The sequence below is a fragment of the Pseudoalteromonas sp. NCIMB 1079 genome, from assembly GCF_040567695.1.
Classification (GTDB): Bacteria; Pseudomonadota; Gammaproteobacteria; order Enterobacterales; family Alteromonadaceae; genus Pseudoalteromonas; species Pseudoalteromonas distincta.
In genome coordinates this window covers 1,469,492-1,489,067 of record NZ_JBEWZA010000001.1, presented here as the reverse complement: position 1 = coordinate 1,489,067, position 19,576 = coordinate 1,469,492, and the positions used below count along the sequence as shown (strand labels likewise).

The following is a 19,576-nucleotide window of genomic DNA, read 5'->3' as shown; positions in this document are numbered from 1 at the left end:
TGCTTAAATTTTACTAAGTATTAAGATTATTTACCGCCAAAATACGCATCTAAAAAGGCGGTAAATGACTGGGTATCTGCTTGCTCAATTGCAGTTTGTGCTTCGTTAGACTCTACAACTTGTTGTTCCAGCCAAGGCTTTAAAAACTCACTGTAATCAGTGTCAGCGTGACTTTGTTTGTATTTATTAGCCAGTGCTAGTGCAAAGTGACCGTTGTCTAAACCAGACTCTTTTAATTGCGACACGTAACGTCCAGAATAAGTAAGCTCTGGATTATGCACCCACGTTGCCATGCGCTTTATAGTATCGGAGTAATAATTAACACCATAAGCATTATCCATCCATTTAGCGACATCAGTGAGCTGTGCAAATATTTCATCGCCCCACGACTGAAAACTACGCTGTGTGTTATTAAAGTTAAGCATTAGCCCTTCTTCTCGACCTTGATTGACTACTGTGTCGAGGTTTTCAGTACTGCGTGTTTGTTCTTTCCAATCCATTGGAGCTGAATCTTTTAATAAACAATACGTTAAAAACACATCTAAAAAGTGAATTTGCTCAATATCAATACCCACTTCGCTAAACGGGTTAACGTCTAACGCGCGAATTTCTACATATTCAATGCCTGCTCGAAGCAATGCATCCGTTGGCGTTTCGCCACTTTTAGCATTACGCTTAGGACGAATTGGCGAGTAAAATTCGTTTTCAATCTGCAGAATATTTTTATTTAATTGTTTAGGGTTTTCACTCTTATAGTCATCAAGATCACCATAAATTTCTGATGGTGTGTTGATTGCTTTTTTAAGACCTGCAACATATTCATCTAACGAGTTATACATTACGCGTAGTGACGACTGGGCGCTATTTGTATAACCTAAATTGCCTAAACGCAGTGCCGTACCAACTTCTAAGTAAAGCGTACCTTTACCTAGTTTTTTAAATGGTAAATCGGTTTTTCGACCTTGTAAAAATGAGTTACATAATGCTGGTGATGCACCAAACATGTAACTTATTAGCCATAGTTCGCGTTTAAAGTTACGAATAAGCGCTAAATAACCCTCTGAAATAAAATCTTGAAGGCTTGCATTACTTTGTTGTAACGAGTGAAGCGACTGCCAAAGCGTATCTGGAAATGAAATATTAAAGTGAACGCCTGCAATTGCTTGCATCATACTACCGTAGCGATTTTTTAATCCTTCACGGTATAGTGTTTTCATTTTGCCTGTATTAGAACTACCAAATTGAGCTAAAACAATATCATCTTGGTGTTCAATAAAGCATGGCATACTGATAGGCCAAAGCAGTTCATCGTCCATCTTTTCTAGAGTGAACTTTTGAAGGTCCTTTAATTGTTTAAGAGTTTGCGTTGACGACTCACTAACTGGAGTAATAAATTCAAGTAAAGATTCAGAAAAATCAGTTGTGATATGGCCATTAGTTAACGCACTGCCCACCCCTTTTGGATGGCCTTTAGGTGATATAGCACCATTCTCTTGTATTCTTAGTGACTCTCGCTCTATGCCACGTTTAATGCCTTTAACTGCATGTTGGTGCTCATCTACTGATAACGCTTCAAGTGCGTTAGCTAAATCATGTGTTGTCAAAAAATCTTTCCTCGGGCCACGTGGCTTAATCATAAGGTTATGGGGGCTAATTACTTAGACTCAAGATGAATACCAATTTTATTGAAAATATGATCATTATATCGCGTTAAATAACGCCCTCACTGCGTTAAAAATTATTCATATAGAACAACTATATGTCATAATTTTCGCCTTGTTATTGTGCTATTTTCTTGGCGCTATAATAGATCATTCATTTAATGCAACTGGAATAAATTGCTAAGAACAATATAACTTTTCAAATCTAATAATTATTTGCCCACTTTATACATGCGCTTAATATGACCAACATCATTATATTAAGTCGTAATATTGCCATTGCTATGTGCATTATACAAATGCTTTATATACGTATTTAATTATAAATCAAATAAGTAAAATATCAGCCTATAGTAATAGACCGGAACTTATACAAAATCAGTTCAATTTAGCTGTCTGGTATTTAAACTTGATCTAGATCAATAAATACAATCATTTGTCTTATGAGCATAGAAGGAAAGACGCTATTTTTTGCTTTGTAGTGTGTAAGCAATATAATGACTGCAACAATAAAGGATGATAATAAATACAATGCACAATGATAAAAGCTTAAAAAATGAAGAAGTATACTTTGATGAATCACAAGAGCTGGTTTCCACTACTGATCTTAAAGGTGTAATAACATACGTCAATCAAGCGTTTTGTTCTATAGCCGGATATAGCGCACAAGAGCTTATCGGTCAGCATCATAATATCGTGCGCCACCCTGATATGCCAAAAGCAGCCTTTAAAGAAATGTGGGCAACATTAAAACAAGAACACTCGTGGCGCGGTATGGTTAAAAACCGCTGTAAAGATGGCCGCTATTACTGGGTAGATGCCTTTGTAACCCCCATTTTTGAACATGGCCGACTTGTTGGTTATCAATCTGTAAGAACCAAAGCAAGCTCTCAACTTAAGCAACGTGCACAAACACTTTACAACAAAATAAATACCAACAAGTCATTATTTAAACTACGAGAACACACCACAATACGACAAAGCCTTACTTTTATAAGCCTATTATTTTGGCTGATTTTTATTGCTGTTGCGGCATCAATCACCATTGCTGCAATTAGCCTATTTATTTGTGCTTTAGTTATTGTGCTAAATTATGACGAACTCATTGTTACCCCTAAAATATTACGCGAACAAAAAGCAAAAGCCGATTCAATCTCTCGTTATATTTACAGCGGCCATACACCGCACAGTGTAAGTGATTATAGAGAGCAAATGCTAAGTGCAAAATTGCGCACGGTTCTTGGTCGTATGAAAGACTCAACATTAAGCTTTAATGGCATCGCAACTGATTTAGACAAACAATCAACACTCACCGAAAAAGGGATTTCTTCTCAAGGTGAGCGTTTAGAACAAATTGCATCAGCGATGACTCAAATGAGTTCTACCATTGGTGAAATATCAGTAAATACCGCTCAAACAGCGGATAAAGTGAATAACACCCATCAAAGTTGCTCAGAGATAAAAGACCACATTGCAGATAATAGTAAAATGGTATCTGATTTAGCTTTTCAAGTAGAACAAGCAGCAAATACAGCCACCAGCTTAGCCTCTGAAGCAGATAAAATTGGTAAGGTAATGAGTGAAATAGAAGGAATTGCCGATCAAACTAACTTACTTGCTCTTAATGCAGCGATTGAAGCAGCTAGAGCAGGAGAACATGGTCGAGGCTTTGCAGTAGTCGCCGATGAGGTAAGGACTCTTTCGTCACGCACTCAAAATGCTACGACGCAAATCCATAGTTCTATTAAAGAAATACAAGACACTTTATTTAGCTGGTCCAAAGTAATGCAAAGCACTAAAGCACAAGCCGATAACTGTGTTTTGACAACCGATAAAACCCAAGTTGAATTAGAGGGTATTTTTATCCAAATCAGTGAAATATCTCACTTAGCAATACAAATATCATCCGCTGCAGAAGAGCAACAAATGGTTAGTAACGACATTAGTAATAATGTTTCGCAAATTAAAGACTTTGGCGATAACAACTTAAGTTTAAGCTTTAATGTGGCAAAAGGTGCAGCTGAGCTTGTTGAAGGCTCACGTAGAGTGAACGATTTATTACTAACCTTTAAAGTTTAACAAACATAAAAAAGCCGCTATTTTAGCTGTCTCTTGATCACAAGTCTGACTCAAGAGATTTTGCTAAATCGTAGCCTTCCAGGATGGCTTGTAACTTAAGCCATCCTTTCCATAACACTTTCACAGATGCACGCCCTGTGCGCTTGGTATCTTTCCAGCCTCCTAACTTTGCCAGTTCCTGATACGCCCATGACATATTTGGAGCAGTTTCAGGCAATGGTGTTTTTATTCTCTTTAACCACAATAACTTCCATGCTTTGGGAGATAACAGTTGTTCACAACTTGGAGAATCAGGCTGCTCATTGGTGAACTTTAGTTGCAATATTCGCGTCGCAATAAAGCCATTAATCGTCACCAATCTTTCCATGTTATCTTGGCTTTGAAGGCGTAAACTTTCGATATCCGTACCATCACTTTTCCAGACTTTATGGTATTCCTCTACAAGCCAACGGTGCTCATAGTAGGTGATGATAGCTAAGGCGTCTTCTTTGCTGGTGACTGGTTCACTGGTTAATAGGTGCCAGCTTAAGCCATTCTTAGCGTTTCCTCGCTCTGTACAGCCGACATAGTAAACTGGGAGGGAGTGTCCTTTCTTATTGTAAGGCGCTTTGAGTGTCACTGGCGCATAGGTGATATCCAGTGTTGCGCTTCGGGCTTTTCTTCCTCCTTTTTGTGCAATGTGGATGTGTTTGGTGCCTGCACTCATCAGCTCGCTTGCAAACGCATAGAGCTTATCCTCACCTTCTTCAATATGACGACTTTGCATCGAGCGTACGACGAATCGTTGCTGCTCGGTCAGTTTATACTGCAAGTATTCGTAGATGTCCGCTTCGCGGTCACACACCGATATCACGTTCGCCATTTGTCCTTGCAGCCGCTCTGCCATCGCTCGTGACGCTGACTCCCACTTGTAACTTTCTTTTTCTTCGTAAGAAGTCGTCGCGTGTTTTTCTCTTTTTCCAATCGTGTTGATATCACGACTCCAGCGAGACTGTTCAATTAATCCCACAACTTGCTTTGTGTCTGGCGCAAACAGTAATACGCTATGAGCTAACAAGCCTCGTTGTTTTGCTCCTCGTCCGACATGACCCAAATCATCTCGAATGGAGGAATGCTTATAAATTAGTGTGGTCGTGTCTTCTAATGCGAGCAATAAGTTATGACTTTTTGCTTGTTCAACCGTGGCTTTAAAGCCTGACTCTGCTATAGCCGTTGCGTCAATATTCTCGTTGCGAATAAAGCGGTAGGCACCTTCCATATCGGCGGGGGATTGAGTGATGTTCACAAGTGGTTTTCCTGGTTCATTTGCAAGCGTTGATGCTAACTTTACCAGACGCGCTGTTCTTCTTGGATCACCTAAGTCCGATTTACCGAATTGTTGTTTTGCCCAATGAGTATGTTCGTTAATCATAATGTGCCCTCAAACAAGATTTGAAGATCTGATCATGACATTGAGATTTAGTTCAAAAAAATCCCCGCTAATTTCTTAGCAGGGATTTGTGTATAAGAGACAGCTATTTTAGCGGCTTTAGAGTTTAATTATTTACAATCAGCGTTTGGTAAATACCAAAGAGTCGTCATTTACATCAATAACAATCACGCTACCTGGTATGTAGTCCCCATTAAGTAGCTTTTGTGCTAGCGGATTTTCAATCGTTTGCTGAATAGCACGCTTAAGCGGGCGTGCACCGTACACAGGATCAAACCCACTTGCTGCAATTCGCTCAAGTGCAGCATCGCTTATTTCAAGCAGATACCCCATCTCTGTTAAACGCTCACGTAATTTCATTAACTGAATATCAGCTATTTCTTTTATATGCTCGTTTGCTAACGGGTGGAATACAACAGTCTCGTCAATACGGTTAATAAACTCAGGTCTAAACTCATTAATCAATACTTCCATTACTTTAGCTTTAAGGGTCGTATAGTCATTATTACCCGCTTGTTCTTGGATAATATCTGAGCCTAAATTTGATGTCATGATAATAACCGTATTTTTAAAATCAACGGTTCTACCTTGTCCGTCAGTTAATCGGCCATCATCTAACACTTGCAGTAAAATGTTAAACACATCTGGGTGTGCTTTTTCTATTTCATCAAGCAATATAACTGAGTAAGGTTTACGACGAACAGCTTCTGTTAAATAACCGCCCTCTTCATAACCCACATAACCTGGAGGTGCGCCCACTAGGCGTGCAACTGAGTGCTTTTCCATAAACTCAGACATGTCGATACGCACCATGGCATCTTCGGTATCAAACATAAAACCAGCCAGTGCTTTTGTAAGCTCGGTTTTACCCACACCTGTTGGACCTAAAAACAAGAAAGAACCAATTGGGCGATTAGGATCTGCAAGTCCTGCACGTGAGCGTCTTATTGCGTTAGCAACAGCAACGACCGCTTCATCTTGCCCTATTACTTTACTGTGTAACTTATCTTCCATTTGCAGCAGCTTTTCACGCTCACCTTGTAGCATTCTTGCAACAGGAATACCTGTCCAGCGAGATAAAATTTCAGCAATTTCATCCTCACCTACTTGGTTCTTAAGCAGAGTCATTTCTTGCATTTCGGCTTGTGAGGCTAAATCAAGTTTTCGTTCAAGCTCTGGAATTCGCCCATATTGCAGCTCTGACATACGCTGTAAGTCGCTTGCTCTTCGCGCTACATCTAAATCTAATCTTGCTTGTTCAAGCTCGGCTTTAATTACTTGCGTGCCTTGAAGCGATGCTTTTTCAGCGTTCCAAATTTCGTCTAGCTCACGATATTGCCCATCAAGGTCGGTGATCAACTCTTGCATTTCACTGCGACGTTTTTGACTCGCCTCATCTTTTTCTTTAGCAAGTGCATTATCTTCTAATTTTAACTGGATAATACGACGCTCAAGCTTATCTAGCGACTCTGGTTTTGAATCAATTTGTAATCGAATTGAAGAACCCGCTTCGTCTATTAAATCAATCGCCTTATCTGGTAACTGGCGATCGCTAATGTAACGATGAGATAACTGAGCTGCAGCAACAATCGCGGGATCAGTAATTTCTACTGAATGATGTAGCTCATATCGCTCTTTTAAGCCACGCAATATTGCAATGGTATCTTCAACCGACGGCTCTTCAATGAGTACCTTTTGGAATCGACGTTCAAGGGCTGCATCTTTCTCTATATATTTACGGTATTCATCAAGCGTGGTTGCGCCAACACAGTGTAACTCACCGCGTGCTAAAGCTGGTTTTAGCATATTACCCGCATCCATTGCGCCATCACTTTTGCCTGCACCTACAATAGTGTGTATTTCATCAATAAATAAAATGACTTGGCCTTCTTCTTTAGCCAATTCGTTTAACACTGATTTTAAACGCTCTTCAAATTCACCGCGATATTTAGCGCCCGCAACTAGTGCTCCTAAATCAAGCGATAAAACACGTTTGTTTTTTAATCCTTCAGGTACTTCACCATTAATAATACGCTGTGCTAAACCTTCTGCTATTGCTGTTTTACCAACACCTGGCTCACCGATTAATACAGGGTTATTTTTAGTACGGCGCTGTAATACTTGAATCGTGCGGCGAATTTCGTCATCACGACCAATAACAGGGTCAAGCTTACCTTGCTCTGCTCGCTCAGTTAGATCAATCGTGTACTTTTCAAGCGCTTGGCGTGTTTCTTCAGCATTTGGGTCATCAACTTTTTGACCACCACGAATCGCTTTAATTGCGGTTTCAATTTTAGTGGAGGTAATATTTAACGATCTGAATATATCGCCAAGTGGACCTTTATCGTCGCATGCTGCCAGTACAAATAATTCACTTGAAATGTATTTGTCTTTGCGTTTTTGCGCATACTTGTCACATAGGTTAATAAGTGAAGCCATATTATTTGATAGCTGCACATCGCCACCTACACCTTCTACTTTAAATAGTTTTTCTATTTCTTGTGAAAGCTTGGTGTTAAGTTCATCTGCGCTGACCCCCGTTTGGGCAAATAACGCGCGCACACTGGAGCCGCTTTGTTGCAGTAATGAATACATTAAATGTACAGGTTCAATAAATTGATGGTCGCGGCCAAGGGCTAACGATTGCGCATCAGAAAGCGCAGATTGAAATTTACTTGTAAATCTATCTAAACGCATGGTGTTACCTATTAAATAATCTAATTGCTTAATTAATGGGTATGTTTAGGTGTTTGTTCAAGGTGTAGAGAGAAATATAATAGCTAAAGGTGCTAATTACTTGCGCCAGATCAAACTTGCCATACGTCCGGTTTGTCCATCCCGTCGATAAGAAAAAAATAAGTCACTTTGAGAGACTGTACAATAGTCGCCGCCTGTAATCTTTTTAACGCCTTGCTGGGTAAGTAAAGTACGCGCAATGCCATAAATATCAGCAAGATATTTGCCATTAGCTTGTGGTGTAAATGCTTGAATAAATGAAGAAGACCTTTTTTGAAATAACTCAAACACTTCAGCGCCAACCTCAAATTGAGTTGGCCCAATTGCAGGCCCTAGCCAAGCATTTATATTTTCATACTTTGAGCTAAAACATTCTAAAGTATTTTTAATAATTCCCTGCTCAAGCCCTCGCCAGCCACCATGTATAGCTGCAACTTCCTTCTCATCATCACTCACTAATAAAATAGGTAAGCAATCGGCAGTCATTATAGCCAAAGGCTGATTTAATAACTGAGTATAAAGCGCATCAGCATTGTGTAACTTATTAGAGTCAAAATGTTCATCAACAATAACAACATCAGAGCTATGAACTTGATTTAGCCACACGGCAGGTTTAGGTAAGAGTTTGGTTAATAGTGAGCGGTTTTTTGATACATGATCTTGATTATCTCCAACATGGTATCCCAAATTGAAACTTTCAAATGGGGTTTTTGAAACACCACCTCCACAAGTAGTACTTAACGTTCCTACTTTATGAAGGTTTTGCCATGTCGCTGACAATAAGTGCATTATCTATCGATATCAGGATTAGCTTTAGTATCTTCACGTAGTGCATGTGTCATAGCAACCATATCGTCAGGGATAGGAGCTTGCCATGTCATCATTTCACCGGTGATTGGGTGCGCAATACTTAATTTTACAGCATGCAGAGCTTGGCGTCTAAAGCTACGGAGTAACTCAAATAACTCAGGTGTTGCACCTTTAGGTGGACGCGGACGGCCGCCATAAGATTGATCGCCAATTAGCGGATGATTTAAATGTGCCATATGCACACGAATTTGGTGAGTACGACCTGTTTCTAAACGCAAACGTAAACGAGTATGAGCACGGAATTTTTCAGCAACACGGTAATGTGTAATTGCCGGCTTACCCATTTCATGTACGGCCATATGCGTACGCTGCGTAGGATGGCGGCCAATCGCTTTTTCAACCATACCACCTGCAGTCATAGTACCATTACACAGAGCTTCATATTCACGAGTGAAATTTTCGCGCTTTTGTAGTGCTTTTACCAAATGCGTTTGGGCCTGAATCGTTTTAGCTACAACCATTAAACCGGTCGTGTCTTTATCTAAACGATGCACAATACCTGCGCGTGGCACGTTAATTATTTCAGGGTAGTAATGTAGCAATGCGTTTAACACTGTTCCATTAGGGTTACCCGCACCTGGGTGAACCACTAGGCCCATTGGTTTATTAATTACCAAAATATCATCGTCTTCATAAACAATGTTTAATTTGATATCTTGTGCTTCGTATTCGCGTGGTGCTTCAATTGTTGTTTCAACACTTACAACTTCACCACCTAGTAGCTTTTCGCGTGGAGTGTTGAAAATTTCACCGTCTACAGTGATTTTATCATCCAAAATCCACGTTTTTATACGAGAACGTGAATAATCAGGGAACAATTGTGCTAATACTTGGTCTAGACGTTTACCACCTAATTCGGTTGGAACGTCGGCTTGAAGAGAAATTTGCTCTGACATTAGTAACTTTACCCAATTTACCAGTGCAAGCTTTGCTCGACTGGGTTAGAATCGCTTTTAATAAAAGCATAATATAATACGCATAGTTTACTCGGTTTTACCGACTTGGCCTAGCCGAAGACATCGAAGGTAACAAATAAAATGATAAATAAAATAGGGAAACGTGCATTTGCCATTGTTTTTTCAGTTTCTGTACTTAGTTTAGGTGCTTGTTCGTCGGCTCCTGACCAAGAAGACATTCAACGTGTACCGAATAAGTCTGCACACGCTTTATATGAAGATGCAAAAGAAACGCTAGATTCTGGTTTATATGCTCGTGCAATTGAACTTTTGAGTGCAATAGACTCTCGCTACCCATTTGGCCCATTCTCTAAGCAAGTACAAATGGACTTAGTCTATGCACATTATCAATCAGGCAATACTGAACAAGCACTTGCAACCATTGACCGCTTTATTCGCTTAAACCCAAATCATAAAGATTTAGACTACATGTATTACATGCGTGGTTTAGTAAATATTAAAGCAGATAAAAATGCGTTCCAAGAGTACTTTGGTGTAGATAGAGCCGACCGTGATGCTAACCGTACTCGTGTTGCATTTACAGATTTATCGACATTAGTAAAACGTTTTCCTAAAAGTGATTACGCGCCTGAAGCTAAGCGTCGTTTAGTATGGCTTTTAAATCGTATGGCACGTTATGAATTAAAAGTAGCCACTTACTATTATGAGCGTGAAGCTTATTTAGCTGCTGCTAATAGAGGTAAGTTTGTTGTTGAGCACTACTCACAAAGCAGTTACTTAGATCCCGCGCTTGAAATGATGGAAAAAAGTTACGACCAATTAGGTTTAACTGAGCTTAGTGAGCACGCAAAGCAAACACGAAAACTAAATAAAAGAACTAAATAAACAAAAAGGCGCTTAGTAAGCTGTCTCTTATACACAAATCCCTGCTAAGAAATTAGCGGGGATTTTTTTGAACTAAATCTCAATGTCATGATCAGATCTTCAAATCTTGTTTGAGGGCACATTATGATTAACGAACATACTCATTGGGCAAAACAACAATTCGGTAAATCGGACTTAGGTGATCCAAGAAGAACAGCGCGTCTGGTAAAGTTAGCATCAACGCTTGCAAATGAACCAGGAAAACCACTTGTGAACATCACTCAATCCCCCGCCGATATGGAAGGTGCCTACCGCTTTATTCGCAACGAGAATATTGACGCAACGGCTATAGCAGAGTCAGGCTTTAAAGCCACGGTTGAACAAGCAAAAAGTCATAACTTATTGCTCGCATTGGAAGACACGACCACACTAATTTATAAGCATTCCTCCATTCGAGATGATTTGGGTCATGTCGGACGAGGAGCAAAACAACGAGGCTTGTTAGCTCATAGCGTATTACTGTTTGCGCCAGACACAAAGCAAGTTGTGGGATTAATTGAACAGTCTCGCTGGAGTCGTGATATCAACACGATTGGAAAAAGAGAAAAACACGCGACGACTTCTTACGAAGAAAAAGAAAGTTACAAGTGGGAGTCAGCGTCACGAGCGATGGCAGAGCGGCTGCAAGGACAAATGGCGAACGTGATATCGGTGTGTGACCGCGAAGCGGACATCTACGAATACTTGCAGTATAAACTGACCGAGCAGCAACGATTCGTCGTACGCTCGATGCAAAGTCGTCATATTGAAGAAGGTGAGGATAAGCTCTATGCGTTTGCAAGCGAGCTGATGAGTGCAGGCACCAAACACATCCACATTGCACAAAAAGGAGGAAGAAAAGCCCGAAGCGCAACACTGGATATCACCTATGCGCCAGTGACACTCAAAGCGCCTTACAATAAGAAAGGACACTCCCTCCCAGTTTACTATGTCGGCTGTACAGAGCGAGGAAACGCTAAGAACGGCTTAAGCTGGCACCTATTAACCAGTGAACCAGTCACCAGCAAAGAAGACGCCTTAGCTATCATCACCTACTATGAGCACCGTTGGCTTGTAGAGGAATACCATAAAGTCTGGAAAAGTGATGGTACGGATATCGAAAGTTTACGCCTTCAAAGCCAAGATAACATGGAAAGATTGGTGACGATTAATGGCTTTATTGCGACGCGAATATTGCAACTAAAGTTCACCAATGAGCAGCCTGATTCTCCAAGTTGTGAACAACTGTTATCTCCCAAAGCATGGAAGTTATTGTGGTTAAAGAGAATAAAAACACCATTGCCTGAAACTGCTCCAAATATGTCATGGGCGTATCAGGAACTGGCAAAGTTAGGAGGCTGGAAAGATACCAAGCGCACAGGGCGTGCATCTGTGAAAGTGTTATGGAAAGGATGGCTTAAGTTACAAGCCATCCTGGAAGGCTACGATTTAGCAAAATCTCTTGAGTCAGACTTGTGATCAAGAGACAGCTTAGTAAGCGCCTTTTTATTGCGTAGAAGAAAATCTTAAATCGCTTCTTCATCTTCCTCTGCAGTACGAATACGTATTACACGCTCAACATCTGTGACAAATATTTTACCATCACCGATTTTTCCTGTTTGCGCCGTTTTTACAATAACTTCAATTGCACGGTCTACATCTTCATCAGTCAATACAATATCAAGTTTTACTTTAGGTAAAAAATCGACCATATACTCTGCGCCACGATATAGCTCAGTGTGACCTTTTTGACGCCCAAAGCCTTTAACTTCGCTTACCGTCATCCCCGTAATACCCACATCAGACAACGCTTCACGCACATCATCTAACTTAAAAGGTTTAATAATTGCTTCTATTTTTTTCATATTAATTACTTTTGAAAGCTTCAGTTGCCTCGATTTTAGACAATCATAGTGTTCATAGCAAACAAAGCAATTGAATTACGGTGATAAAACAACCGATCGTGGTATAATTTATTATATAAAAATCGCTATACTTAAATGACTAGCAGTAAATGAGATTAATATGAAAAACAAACAAAACGGGTTCACCCTTTTAGAACTCATGGTAACCGTTGCTATCGTTGGCATTATTGCATCAATTGCGATTTGGAATAGCAGCGATATGCTAGAAGAAAATAGAGCTGAGAACTTTTTGTTGGAATTAAAAAGAAACATTGCATATGCCCGCTCTCAAGCCGCAAGCACTGATGAAATAGTTGTTGTATGTCCTACAGGACAAGGAAAAGTTAAAAACAAACAAGATACGTTCAACTGCAACGCCAAGTGGGATGTGAATAAGATTATTGTTGTGTTTATCGATGTTGATAATGATGGAAACTACAATAACGCTTCTGATACATTACTAAGAGCAATGGAAGAAATATCAGACAACGATAAGCTGTCGTTTGATGGTAACGATCGTCGCTTACGCTTTAATACTAGTGGTAGAATTACGACGAAACCTGGAGACTTTATTTTTTGTCCCAATGGTACTAATGAAAATAATAAAGCATTAACCGTATCACAGTCAGGTACAGCCTTTTACGTTGGCGATACAGACAAAAAATGTGGTTAAAAAAGACATAGCCCATATTGTCATATTTTTATCATTTACTATACTGAGTTAATCATTTATTAACTCAGGTCTTCAAGGATGAGATTATCAATATCAAAAAACAAGGGAGTGACACTTCTCGAATTAATGGTATCTATGGCTGTTGTCAGTATTATCAGCCAATTATCTATGTGGTTTTACCCAGATTTTTTAGCTAAAAACCGCTTAGATAACCATGTGAATCTGCTACACCGAAATATAAATTATGGCCGCCTTTATGCGATTGAAAATGCTACTTACGTCACGCTTTGTGCACTAAAAGACAGTCAATGTACAAAAGACGAGTGGAATGGCCAAATGTCACTCTTTATCGACAAAGATAAATCAACCTCGTTAGATGATGATGAACTACTCTTAGGTACTTTCGAGGATGTTCATGAAGCTGATACTTTAGAATACCCTCGTAGCGCCATTACTTTTCGCCCGGATGGGTCTTTAAATGGCTTCCAAAATGGGACTTTTATATATTGCCCCAATAGTGATAAAGCCAATCTCGAAGGATTGGCTTTATCTGTAAGTCAAACGGGTAGAATTCGCATTAAATCAACTGATAAGTGTCAGAAGAAGTAATCTAGTTATCTTCCCCAGCAGTAGTCAATATCTGCTCCCTTGTTTGTTTTTGCCCCTTGCGCGCCTTTAGTACCTATATCAGTTATAGATAGCTCGGTGCAATCACCATCTCCTTTTACCGGCCCTGCCACAGGTTTAGCAGTGATTGTAAAAGTACTTTTATCAACTACTTTAATCGCTAATTCGAAATGCCCATTCTCTGTTTTACTTTGAATCCCTAAATCACTCGCTAATTCTGTATATTCTCTGTTATCTACAAAGTACTGCTCTTGCTTATTAGCTGCATCTAATAATGCAGCAACTGCCTCTGCACGCGAAGCACGCTTCACATACTCTGTATAATTAGGCAATGCAATTGCTGCAAGTATACCGACGATAGCAACTGCTATCATCAGCTCAATTAAGGTAAATCCATGTTGCTTTTTATTCATTTAAACACCCTTAGCCTTCTTCATCAGGTATAATTTCGTCGTTTTCTTCGCGCTTATAAATGTAAGTTTGCTGGGTTTTAAAACCAAACCCTAGCGCTTTATCTTTTACAAGTTGTATTTTACCATCAACAACTTTTAATCCCGGCCCTGTAATTTCAAGTGGTTGAAGCGGGTTTTCTGCATTCTCACCTTTAATACCCGGGCCAATTAAATAAAACTGACTTTTCACTTCCTCTTTAGGGTTATCGTCGCACATTCCATTACCATCACTATCTGCGCACGATGAACCAAAGTATAATTGTGGAGTATCAGGTACTTCATTACTTGTATCAAACTTAAGTTTATCATATACCTTAGTTCCATAATGAAGATGAAAAGCATAGAGTGAACCGCCACCACCACTAAGTGAGCACTGGTTTTTTGTAGAGGAGTCTGAAGCGGGTGTAAATGAGGTAAAATAAGCAACCCCACCCACAACTGTAGCAGCTGCTAATGACTTTTCACCCGTAGTTAGTTCGTATCGCCAACCTTTTTTTAAAGCCAAAGCAGCTTCTAATTTAACGAACCCTCCTATATCACTTTTTCCATTTTTGCTATTTAATGTTTTCTCAAATGGGTCATCGTTCATAACCATTAAATCATGTGGCATGATTGGTGTAGGTTCTTTACCTGTAAATGATTTTGTAACTGTATTTTCATCTCTTATCATAAATAATTGATCTGCAGTTTTTGCATCATTCGGATTAGTTCTTTTACCACTACCGATGACAACTGCATCATATGGAGAGTCTAGTCTAGTTATAACCTCTCCAATTATTGTTACTTTACTAAACAGCGTTCGTGCAATCACTGGTTTATAAAAAAAGCGTCTATCTGCTCCAATACCTAATTGAGCTAATTTATGGTGATTAAAAGCTCCTTTCTTATCGCCCGGCATATCTATACGCCAGATATCACCTCCTGTATCTGCAGCATATATTCTGTCGATATAACCATCATAATCAGAATCTAGTAGAGTTATATCTGCAGCAATACTATGTTTTCCTTTAAAATTATTATTATCTAGTAATGACCAAAGCTTAGTACCTGTATTTGCGTCAACAATATAAATATTATTACCTACAGAGTCAGCCTCTGAGCTAGTATCTTTATTTGTGTCATAACCACCACCAAAAACCAGTACTGGTTTATCACCAAAAGCTTTTATAAATGCCACTTGCGGCTTTGACCAAGTTTGACCCAGTTTTGTGAAGTCTCCTTCACCTCCCTTTATAGTCCATTTTAACTTTGGATTATCAGGAGCGGTTATATCAAAAGCATAATAATTTTTTCCTCCACGACGCATTCCAACAAATGCTAAAACTTTATCTCCTTTGGATACATTTACAATACCATCGTTAACGTTATCACTATTGAGACTTTCATTTTTGGAATACACGCTAATAGGCCCATCCATGCCATATTGCTTACCAGATTCTGCTTTTCTTAATGATTTAATTATTTTAAAAAGTACAGACGGTATAAACGCCCAACTTTCTTTAACTTCATTATTTACATCGTCATCTTTAAACATATGTAAAAAGCCAGCATTAGTACCAATCAGTATACGTATATCATTATTACCATAATCTATTGCTACAGGCCTAGAGTGTAAGGGATCACCAAAGATATCATTACGCTGTTCGCTTTCAGGATTCTTATTATCAACATCAACCCCACGCGCCCAATTAATCGTATTTTCAAGCTCAGACTTATCAATTAAGAAAGCACTAGCTGCCTGGCTTTCACCCATAGCATCAATAATACTGTCGGCCTTAAAAAAGCCGATATCCGTTAGCACTTTACGATCTTTATCCTTTATAGTTGCCAGCATTGCATTAACGCCACCATTTTTTACCGAATTACCATCTGCAGAATTATTAACAGACCAAAAAGTTTTTGCATCCTTACTAATTAATCCATCTTCATTGAGTGCTAACTTTAACGATGAATCAATAATTTTTCCGTCTGATACTTTTAATTTTTTTAAATTACCTCGCCAACGTGTACTTTTATCTGGATAAAACATAGCAAAATAGATTGCATCTCGACTTCGAGTTTGATCTACGTTATTACTGGCCACTGATGGAGAAATGAAAGTACTATTTTCTTCTCTAATTTGTGAAATTGTATTTTTAAGTGCAGAAGAAAGGGCTGCTGCTGATTTAGCTTCAAAATAATCCCCACCACCAACCTTAGCTGCTTCTTCTAAAAGTTTGAGCGCATTTTCACCCATTCCATCACCAAAACCTATAGTAAAAAGCCTACCCGTATCAATCACCTCAGAGGTCTGAGGATATAAATCAACAGATATAGTCTCTGTACCATATAAAATTTTGGCTAACGCTACTAAATAACTTTTATAGCTCCCAAATGAACTCGAATTAGCTCCAAATATACCTTTATATTCTTTATTTATACTTCCATCAGCTTCATCATCATTTTGAGGTTCACCGTCTGTTATAAGAATAATATTAATAGAGTTATCACAGCGCAGTGGAGTTCCTTGATCTTGTTTAAAAGGTGATATGTACTTGCTATTTTCATCAATGCTTTTATCTCTGCCGTTAACCCTTCTCGCAAACTTAAGATTTTGTCCTGTGATGTATAAATATGCCTCCCACAAAGTTTCTGTTAATGGAGTTGAACCATACGCAGGTAGCTCATTGATTTTATTAATCAGTATATTTTCATTTGCACCTATTCTAGCAAGCACATAGCCGCCACCGGGTTCATTACCTGCGTTATAATTAAAACGCATTAAACCAAAGTCAATATCACTGTTGTCATTTATTAAACCTTTTACAGCTCTTTTTGCAACCTCAAGCCTTGTCCCACCTTCAACTTCATCAACACAACTTGGTTGATAATTGGGGTTGTAACTACCTCCAATGTTTATGTAACATTGTTGATTATATTCACTATAGCTGCTTTTACTTTCATAGCACTGCCCTAGTTCCACATATACATCACGCCATAAAAGCCCAAAGAAGTAACTTTCTCTTTCCTTTATATAACATCGCTCTCTTGTGCCTGCTGATGTAACTTCCTCGTCCATACTTCCTGACGTATCAAAAATAAAAAGAACTCTTGGTTTTTCATCGAATTTTACATCTTTATTTACGTAAATCTCAATATCCTCAGCGTATGCATGCATATTAATTACTGATGTAAATAATAAAACTAGTGCTATATAAAGTTTAAATTTCATCTTAAATTCCCTTCCCCGTACTGGCCATCTCTTGAGCTATACCAGTAACTATGGTTAGTTGATGCTTGCTTTTAGAGCCATATTCTATCGTAGTAGATACTTGAACCATATTGCATGAAACACCCGCTGTAAAACTATAACTACGAGGACAATTAAGCTCTAGCGAACCACGATTTAAATTCGTCATTATGCTTTTCATTTCGTGCCCAGGCTCTGTAATGTCCTTCTCTGGTATAATTATTTTATTACCATCACCATCACCATCACCATCAAGCTTACCCGAATCTGTAGCGATCTCATCTGGAGTAAGAAAAAAGTCACTATCAGCACCTTTTTTAGCTTCTGACGCAATTACTCTTTGCACTTCGCCAATCAATTGATTTTCTGCAACTTCTCGCTCTTGTGCTGCATTAGTAATTTTAATATCAATTGTACTACTACTCATAAGAGTAACTGCAATGCCGGTAACAGCTATCACCATAATTAATGCTGTTAAAAGCACCACACCTTGTTGCTTATTTGGTAACAACTTTAAATTTTCCATAAGTTCCCTCCAACATTACTTAAGCGAATAGTTGTTGTAAAAACAGTGCGTCTATAATTATCATCAAATTTTAAAACTCGTTTTTCGGGTCCATCTCCTAATGTATATTCTTGTTTTTTTATTTTTATACCGGGGTCCGGTTGCAGTGATCTAATTAATAAGAAGAGTTGAACGGTTAAAATACCTTTACGATTTTCCCATTCTGTAGCAGAGATAGCTGCCGAGCTTTTATAAGTATCAACCTTGCTATCGCTATTAGTATCAAGGCCAAAAAGAAAACGCATGTTTTCAACACCTTCCATTATCGTTTCAGAGGTCATCTTTCCATTTACTAATCGTTTTCGTCTTAATGCGGGGACTTTTATTTCTTTATTATTTACTAAATACTTTTCTTCTTTAATATAATAAACATGATGACTATATGGCCAAATAGTTGCATTGATATTTGTTGGGGTATGTTTACCGGTTACAAAACTTGCTTGTTCTTGTTCTGCGATAAAATAATTTATTTTATCGCTAGTTGTATTAGTACCTGCAACAGCATCATATTGAGGATCACCTTGTAAAAACTTGAGCTGAAGAATATCGGTCTCTTTATTATCAGCAGGAATAATGCCATCGTTTATGCAATGTAGGTTATCTTTACTCGTAGTAGTTTTTGCATAAATAGTACGAAAATTACTACTACTGGTTAAATCTGGAAAGCTGCCGTTATTAGTTCCATCTGAACAATCACCTGTAATCGTCGTTGCAGAAACGGTTGTATTTACTGCTGTGAACGAGTCATCATAATAAGTTCCCCAAAAGCCAACTTGCTCGATATCGCGTTGCATAATATTTATAGCTAAACGTCCTGACTCCTGGAGTTCACCGATAGTCATAGTGTCTTTTGTGGTTACTTTCATACTAATAAAAGTAAACATAACGCCACCAAGAATTAAACCGCCTATAAATAGCGAAATCATTACTTCTACTAGCGTAAAGCCTTTTTGCTTCATGTTAGCTCCTAACATATATATAGCTGGTTAAGACCACTAAACGGCGTTTATTATTAGTTTTATCACCACAGGTAACTTTTCCTGTATTCGTATTTGCTTTGAACTCTTGCCGCCCTTGCCATGCTATAATTACTTCAATGTTGAACCCTTTCCCTCCAGTATCTGCTACTGAGGCTGGATTTATACATATTGTGGCATCATCTAAAGTTCCCGTATTTTCGCTAGCTCGAATGGCGCGTTTCCATTGCACTATATCCATATCCGCTATTCCTGATGAATCACAGCTTTTCCCAAAACAAGCATCAGTTGTAGCAAGTGCACCTGTACTGTCTATTTCTGCTTTCCCATACTTTCCAATTGATGCAATGGTATCATTTGCTCGAATGCGCTGAATAATGTCGTTACCTAAAGCCACAGCGGCGGCGCGCTGCATAGAGTCAAAACTGGCTTGTTTGGCTTTTGCTTGCAGTGCAACGGCGCCTAACAAACCAAAGCTGAGGATGATAAAAGCAATAAGTACTTCGATTAAAGTGAAGCCTTTGCGTCGCTTAATTGGGGGTGAATACATAATA

Annotated in this window: 16 protein-coding genes; 5 read left to right on the top strand and 11 right to left on the bottom strand. The window is 38.9% G+C overall.

Annotated features, from left to right (window positions below; genetic code table 11):
* Positions 1-26: 26 nt before the first annotated feature.
* Positions 27-1,604 carry a glutamate--cysteine ligase gene (gene gshA / locus ABX891_RS06825; protein WP_354629159.1) on the bottom strand — a complete coding sequence of 526 codons (1,578 nt, stop codon included), beginning with the start codon at positions 1,602-1,604 and terminating at the stop codon, positions 27-29.
* Between the two features lie 588 nt (positions 1,605-2,192).
* Here gshA and ABX891_RS06820 point away from each other — a divergent pair.
* Positions 2,193-3,740 (top strand): methyl-accepting chemotaxis protein, encoded by a 1,548-nt coding sequence (locus ABX891_RS06820; RefSeq protein ID WP_024604444.1) that lies wholly within the window; start codon positions 2,193-2,195, stop codon positions 3,738-3,740.
* 37 nt (positions 3,741-3,777) lie between these two features.
* Here ABX891_RS06820 and ABX891_RS06815 read toward each other — a convergent pair whose 3' ends face one another.
* The 4 genes from ABX891_RS06815 to rluD form a co-directional block, all read right to left on the bottom strand.
* A complete protein-coding gene (locus ABX891_RS06815) occupies positions 3,778-5,151 on the bottom strand; it encodes an IS4 family transposase (protein ID WP_024598303.1) in 1,374 nt (457 codons plus the stop codon).
* A 138-nt stretch (positions 5,152-5,289) separates the two neighbouring features.
* Complete coding sequence (gene clpB / locus ABX891_RS06810) at positions 5,290-7,866, bottom strand: ATP-dependent chaperone ClpB (RefSeq protein ID WP_354629158.1); 2,577 nt, start codon at positions 7,864-7,866, stop codon at positions 5,290-5,292.
* 96 nt (positions 7,867-7,962) lie between these two features.
* Positions 7,963-8,694, bottom strand: coding sequence for a peptidoglycan editing factor PgeF (pgeF, locus tag ABX891_RS06805; protein WP_354629157.1), 732 nt, complete (start codon positions 8,692-8,694; stop codon positions 7,963-7,965).
* Entirely contained in the window at positions 8,694-9,671 is a 978-nt protein-coding gene (gene rluD / locus ABX891_RS06800; RefSeq protein WP_149594281.1) for a 23S rRNA pseudouridine(1911/1915/1917) synthase RluD, read from the bottom strand. The genes pgeF and rluD overlap by 1 nt, the downstream gene beginning before the upstream one ends.
* A gap of 141 nt (positions 9,672-9,812) precedes the next feature.
* Here rluD and ABX891_RS06795 point away from each other — a divergent pair, with 141 nt between their 5' ends.
* The gene (locus tag ABX891_RS06795) at positions 9,813-10,577 is read left to right on the top strand and encodes an outer membrane protein assembly factor BamD (protein WP_002962210.1); all 765 of its coding nucleotides are present in this window, start codon (positions 9,813-9,815) and stop codon (positions 10,575-10,577) included.
* Between the two features lie 123 nt (positions 10,578-10,700).
* A complete protein-coding gene (locus ABX891_RS06790; protein ID WP_024598303.1) occupies positions 10,701-12,074 on the top strand; it encodes an IS4 family transposase in 1,374 nt (457 codons plus the stop codon).
* A 47-nt stretch (positions 12,075-12,121) separates the two neighbouring features.
* Here the strand turns inward: ABX891_RS06790 and glnB are convergent, their stop codons facing one another.
* Positions 12,122-12,460, bottom strand: a complete 339-nt coding sequence (gene glnB, locus ABX891_RS06785; protein WP_002962211.1) for a nitrogen regulatory protein P-II — start codon at positions 12,458-12,460, stop codon at positions 12,122-12,124.
* Between the two features lie 160 nt (positions 12,461-12,620).
* On the opposite strand from glnB, the gene ABX891_RS06780 reads away from it, so the two are divergent.
* Together ABX891_RS06780 and ABX891_RS06775 are read left to right on the top strand one after the other, a co-directional pair.
* A complete protein-coding gene (locus ABX891_RS06780) occupies positions 12,621-13,172 on the top strand; it encodes a GspH/FimT family pseudopilin (RefSeq protein ID WP_354629156.1) in 552 nt (183 codons plus the stop codon).
* Positions 13,173-13,250: 78 nt separating this feature from the next.
* Positions 13,251-13,781 carry a GspH/FimT family pseudopilin gene (locus ABX891_RS06775; RefSeq protein WP_309168532.1) on the top strand — a complete coding sequence of 177 codons (531 nt, stop codon included), beginning with the start codon at positions 13,251-13,253 and terminating at the stop codon, positions 13,779-13,781.
* Positions 13,782-13,786: 5 nt separating this feature from the next.
* Here the strand turns inward: ABX891_RS06775 and ABX891_RS06770 are convergent, their stop codons facing one another.
* The 5 genes from ABX891_RS06770 to pilV are packed head-to-tail and all read right to left on the bottom strand — an operon-like array spanning position 13,787 to position 19,572.
* Entirely contained in the window at positions 13,787-14,212 is a 426-nt protein-coding gene (locus tag ABX891_RS06770; RefSeq protein ID WP_165744536.1) for a type IV pilin protein, read from the bottom strand.
* Between the two features lie 10 nt (positions 14,213-14,222).
* Positions 14,223-17,462 (bottom strand): PilC/PilY family type IV pilus protein, encoded by a 3,240-nt coding sequence (locus ABX891_RS06765; RefSeq protein WP_165744535.1) that lies wholly within the window; start codon positions 17,460-17,462, stop codon positions 14,223-14,225.
* Position 17,463: 1 nt separating this feature from the next.
* Positions 17,464-18,006, bottom strand: a complete 543-nt coding sequence (locus tag ABX891_RS06760; protein ID WP_354629155.1) for a pilus assembly PilX family protein — start codon at positions 18,004-18,006, stop codon at positions 17,464-17,466.
* Positions 17,994-19,004, bottom strand: coding sequence for a PilW family protein (locus ABX891_RS06755; protein WP_309216955.1), 1,011 nt, complete (start codon positions 19,002-19,004; stop codon positions 17,994-17,996). Before ABX891_RS06755 ends, ABX891_RS06760 begins: the two co-directional genes overlap by 13 nt.
* Before the next feature lies 1 nt (position 19,005).
* Entirely contained in the window at positions 19,006-19,572 is a 567-nt protein-coding gene (gene pilV / locus ABX891_RS06750; protein ID WP_179807241.1) for a type IV pilus modification protein PilV, read from the bottom strand.
* Positions 19,573-19,576 lie beyond the last annotated feature (4 nt).